5 protein-coding genes are annotated in these 4793 nt (G+C 69.9%); 1 reads left to right on the plus strand and 4 read right to left on the minus strand.

Going from position 1 to position 4793, the window contains the following annotated elements; genetic code table 11:
* Positions 1-195 (plus strand): hypothetical protein (locus VFF46_RS38380; RefSeq protein WP_325042193.1); only part of this gene is annotated, 195 nt, incomplete at its 5' end.
* 1257 nt (positions 196-1452) lie between these two features.
* On the opposite strand, the gene VFF46_RS38385 is transcribed toward VFF46_RS38380, so the two are convergent.
* The 4 genes from VFF46_RS38385 to VFF46_RS38400 all read right to left on the minus strand — a co-directional run.
* Positions 1453-2061: a VOC family protein gene (locus VFF46_RS38385; protein ID WP_325042194.1), complete on the minus strand. Its 609-nt coding sequence runs from the start codon at positions 2059-2061 to the stop codon at positions 1453-1455.
* Positions 2061-3062 (minus strand): HEAT repeat domain-containing protein, encoded by a 1002-nt coding sequence (locus VFF46_RS38390; protein ID WP_325042195.1) that lies wholly within the window; start codon positions 3060-3062, stop codon positions 2061-2063. The genes VFF46_RS38385 and VFF46_RS38390 overlap by 1 nt, the downstream gene beginning before the upstream one ends.
* Positions 3063-3066: 4 nt before the next feature.
* The gene (locus VFF46_RS38395) at positions 3067-3732 is read right to left on the minus strand and encodes a HEAT repeat domain-containing protein (RefSeq protein WP_325042196.1); all 666 of its coding nucleotides are present in this window, start codon (positions 3730-3732) and stop codon (positions 3067-3069) included.
* On the minus strand, positions 3729-4793 hold a 1065-nt coding region (locus VFF46_RS38400), incomplete at its 5' end, for an MMPL family transporter (protein ID WP_325042197.1). The genes VFF46_RS38395 and VFF46_RS38400, both read right to left, overlap by 4 nt.

The raw sequence follows: 4793 nt of genomic DNA on the forward strand, positions 1-4793 counted from the left end.
ACCGACAACTCCAGACCGCCCAAGCCCTTCGAGCCACCAGCCAACCCCTGGGGCGACACAAACCTGCCCACCCCCCGAACCACCCGCTGGAAAGCCGACGAAGCAACCCTCACCGCCGCAGCCCGCTTCGCCGTCTGGGGCACCCGCACGCCCTCCGAGCCGGCCACCGGCCCACCACCCTTCGCCACCCTCTGAACCCGCCCGCAGAGCAAGCGAGCCGCCCACCCCGGCACGCGAACCCCAACACATCGAACCCAAGCACCCAACACCCGCATCCGACAGATCCAGATGTTCGGATAGCGCAGGATGCCCTGGCACACCGCCCCGTACACCCGCGTGCCACCCCCGCACACGCCCTCCTGCCGAAGCAGCCAGAGCCTCAAGACAGCGCCCACCGCCAAACCCAGCTCCGTCAAGAACACCCGCCGCCACCAACCTGCAAACGCCCCACCCCACGCGCGCACCCGCGCCCGGCAACCGCGACGGTCACGACGGCCGGTCAACCGCCGCGGCAACCGATCAGCCCCATACCTTCCGTACGTGCGTGCCCGCACATAACCGAGGTAACCGAGGTAACCGAGGTATCCGCGGCCCGCCCGTGCCGCCGCACCTGCGCACTCGTCTTACGCGCCGTAGCTGAGGCGCCCGTCATGCCCGCGGCACTCGCCCTACCCGACGCACTCGCGGCAGTTTGTTGTACCCGACGTACTCGCGACACCCACCTTCGTGGCAACTGTGGCAGACCCGTACGTACACCCCTCGTACCTGCGGCACTCGTCGTCCGCACCTTGCCCGCGTCGCGGTACCCGGCGTACCAGCGCTCCGACGTACTCGTGGCGCTGGTCATCCCCGTGGCACGGTTGTGCCTGCGGCATCCGGGGTACCCGTCGTACGCGTCGTACCCGACGTACCTGCGGCACTCGCCATCCCGTGGGCACTCGCGGTACTCGTCGTACCCGTCTACCCGTCTACCCGTCGCACTCGCAGTGCTCGCTATACCCGCGGCACTTCCGGTGCGCGCCGTACCTGCGATGCTCGCCGTACCTACCGCATGTGCGGTGCCTGTCGTACCCGCAGCACTCGTCCTACCTGACGTACTCGCGGCACTTGCTGTATCCGACATACCCGCGACACCACCCTTTCCGTGGCACACGTCGTACGTACCCGTCGTAGCTGCGGAACTCGTCGTACCCGACGTACTCGTGGCACGCGTCGTACGTACCCTCGTACCTGCCGCGCTCGTGGTGTGTCGTACCCGCAGTACTCGGCGTACCCCGCCGTGCGCGTCGTACCGGCGTACTTGCGGCACTCGCGGTATCAGACCTGCCTAGGGCATCCGTCGTACTCGTGGCACTCGTCGTACCGGACGTGCTCGCGGGACCCGGCGCACGCGTCGTACCCAGGGCGACCGGCGCCCGGTCTGCGGAGGGGGTGCGTGCTTCGGGGTGGTGGTTAGTCGAGGTAGCCGGTGGCGGGGTTGATGCCGGAGAGGAAGGTGTGGATGGCGCGTTCGTGGTCGGCTTCGGTTCGGGTGTGGGTAGGGGAACCGGATTCGGTGAAGCCGTAGGTGGGGTTGGGGCCGGTGAGCCAGGTGTAGTCGAAGGTGCCGGGGTGGCCTACCCGGGTAGAGATCTGGAAGCGTTCGCCGTCGACCTGCAGGACGTGTGCGGGTGACTGGAAGCGGAGCAGGTACCCATCCGGATCGGTCACCAGGAACTGCTCGACCCCGACCTCACCGTGGTCCGTCCGGTACCACTTCGTCTCCGGCTCCATGAAGAGCGGCCAACCCGCCCGCCGCAGCGACGCTACGAGAGAGGCGATCGACGGTACGGCGATCTGCAGGTTGATGCCGCGTCCCAACGGGCGTTCCAGCGGGCCGGTCACCCAGTTCCGTCCGACGCCGGCTTGCTCGAGCATCACGTGCGCCCCGCCGAGTACGACGTACGCGAAGCCTTCCTCCGGCCGCTCGTACCGGACCTCGAAGCCGCACACCCCACACCAGAACTCGGTGCTCGCGGCAACCGACTCGACAAGAAGCTCAGGAACGAGGGCTGGATCCATCAGCCCATTCTGTCATCCCGCAGCAGGGCCTTGGCGGTGAGAGCCACCGGGGTTTGTGGGTCGCGCGTGAGGGACTCGAGGACGTCGTGGGTGACAGAAGGTGGGAGTTCTCCGAGGGCCTGGACGAGGCGGAGCCGGGCTTCGGGTGAAGTGCTCGGGGCGGCCAGGAGGTGGGTCAGGGTGGTGAGGATGTGGGCAGCAGTCGCGGGGGTTGCGGACAGTACGCCGAGGGCCTCGGCGGCGTCCACGTCGTTGGTGCCTTCGATGATCAGGGCAACCAACGCGGGTACGGCGGATCGCTCGCCGCGGGCGCCGAGGGACAGGGCGGCGTGTTTGCGGACGGCGCGGTCCGGGTCCTTGAGAGCGGTGGTGAGTACGGCGATCGCGTCGGGTGTGGTGAGGTCGGCGATCGCGGCGACGGCGCGGCGGCGGATCGTGACGTCCGCCGAGCGGAGGGCCGGGGTCAGTGCGGCCAGTACGTCGTCGGTGGAACGCGCCAGGGCCCAACGCAGCGCGCCGGCGACGTTGGGGTCGGACTCGGTCAGGAGTGCGGCGGCGAGGATCTCGGTGGGCAGTTCGTCGTCGGTCGGTGCGAGCACGGCCTGCTGACGGCGGGCCGCGTTGGGGGAGTTGAGGCTGTGCAGCAGTTCGACGACCCGCAGTACGTCGGGCCAGTCGTCGGGGGTCGCGGCGTCGATCGCGCGCAGCCGGTCCAGGAGCTCCTGCTCGCGGTGCAGGCGTTCCTCGGTACGCCGGATCAGGTCGCCGAGCAGCGCGGGCGCCGCGAAGCCGGGATCCTCCAGCGCGCGGCCGATCTCGCGCAGCGACAGGCCGAGCGAGCGCAGCGCCTCGACGTGGAAGATCCGCCGGATGTCGTCGTCGGCGTACTCGCGGTACCCGCCGACCGTCCGGCCGGTGGGCCGCACCAGCCCGAGGGACTCGTAATGCCTGAGCATTCGCGAGCTCACCCCGGACCGGCGGGCCACCTCACCGATGAGCATGCCGCTACCGGACCTGTTGGGGGCCGAGGGCAACGGCTCGTTTCGCCTCGTCGAGCAGCGCACCGAAGTTCGCCTCCGGGTCGTGCAGCAGCCGCTCGGTGGCCCGGGCGTGCGCCTGGACCTTCGGCCTCGGACTCGACACTCCGCTCGCCAGCGCCTCCGAGGCTGCATCGCCCAGCTCGACCAATGCCCGGCTGAGACTCAGCTGTACGTCGCGATCGCCGCGCCCGAGCTCCGTCGCCAGCTCCGCCGCGAGCTGGTGCTCCTGGCCGGCCGGAACCAGCCCGACCGCAGTACGCCAAGCAGTACGCCTGACCTCGTCGTTCGGGTCGTGCAGCAGTCCCCGGGTGACCGCCGGCCAGGTCGCCGGGTCCTTCAGCTTCGACAGCGTGTGCAGCGCCTGGCTCCGGGCCTGGGCGTTCGCGGAGTCCAGTTCCGCGACGACGAGCGGCACAGTCACCGAGCGCGGCAGCTGGATCAGCGCCCAGGTGAGCATGTCGCGCACGAAGAAGTCCGGCTCCACTCCGCACCGCGCCACCAGCACCTGGACGGCCGACGGATCGGCCTCGGCACCGACTGCCATCGCCGCTCGCAGGCGGGTGGACGTGTCCGCTGACTGCAGCGGGTCGTACTTCGGGTTCACGCGAACCACCTCCTGCCCGTCAGTCAAGACCTTGACACTGTGTCAAGGTCAAGCATCGCACCCGGCCGCCCCGAGTCGAGCAGCCGTTCCAGCCACCCGGGGATCCACCAGTTGAGGCGGCCGAGCAGCTCCATCGAGGCGGGGACCAGCACCAGCCGGACGATCGTGGCGTCGACGAAGACCGCGACGGCGAGGCCGAATCCGAGCTCCTTGACGCCGACATCGGCACCGAGCATCACCGACAGGAAGACCGCGATCATGATCGCCGCACCGGCCGTGATCACGCGGGCGGTCCGGGACAGCCCGTCCTGGACGGCGGCCCGGGTGCTGCCGCCGGCGACGTACGACTCGCGGATCCGGGAGATCAGGAACACCTCGTAGTCCATCGAGATCCCGAACAGCACCGGGAACATGATCATCGGCACCCACGCGGTCACCGGCATCGTGGCCGGGAAGTTGAGCGCCCGGTGCAACCAGCCCCACTGCAGTACGGCGACCAGCACGCCGAACGCGGCGCCGATCGAGAGCAGGTTCATCAGGCCGGCCTTCAGCGCGAGCGTCACCGAGCGGAAGATCCCGACCAGCAGGACGAGCGAGAGCCCGACCACGACCAGAATGATGAACGGCAACCGGTTCGCGGTCAGCTGGGCGAAGTCGACGGCGGCCGCGGCGGCTCCGCCGACCAGGATGTGCGGGTCGACCGCCCGCAGCCGCTGGACCAGGTCGGTCGTGGCCGGGTCCTGGCTGCCGGTCGTCGGCTGGACCGCGATCACGGCGATCGACCCGTCCGGGCTGACCTGCGCGGGACTGACGGACGCAACTCCCGCCACACGCGAGACCTCCGTGGCAACGGCAGCGGGATCCGCGCCGGGCAGCTCGACCGTGACGAGCAGGGTCGAGGTGGCACCCGGCCCGAAACCGTCGGTGATGATCTTCTGCGCGGCGTACCCGCTGGTGTCGTGCGGCTGCGTGCTCGCGTCGGGCATCCCGAACCGCAGGCTCAGCGCAGGCGCAGCGAGGACGAGCAGGGCCGCGGCGGAGACGACGGTGGCGAGTACGGGACGACGTGCGATCACGCCCGCCCAGCG

The organism is Kribbella sp. (genome assembly GCF_035655035.1).
GTDB lineage: Bacteria > Actinomycetota > Actinomycetes > Propionibacteriales > Kribbellaceae > Kribbella.

Coding starts and splice junctions, on each gene's coding strand:
- VFF46_RS38385 (WP_325042194.1), bottom strand. CDS start 2,061: ATGGATCCAGCCCTCGTTCCTGAGCTTCTTGTCGAGTCGGTTGCCGCG.
- VFF46_RS38390 (WP_325042195.1), bottom strand. CDS start 3,062: ATGCTCATCGGTGAGGTGGCCCGCCGGTCCGGGGTGAGCTCGCGAATG.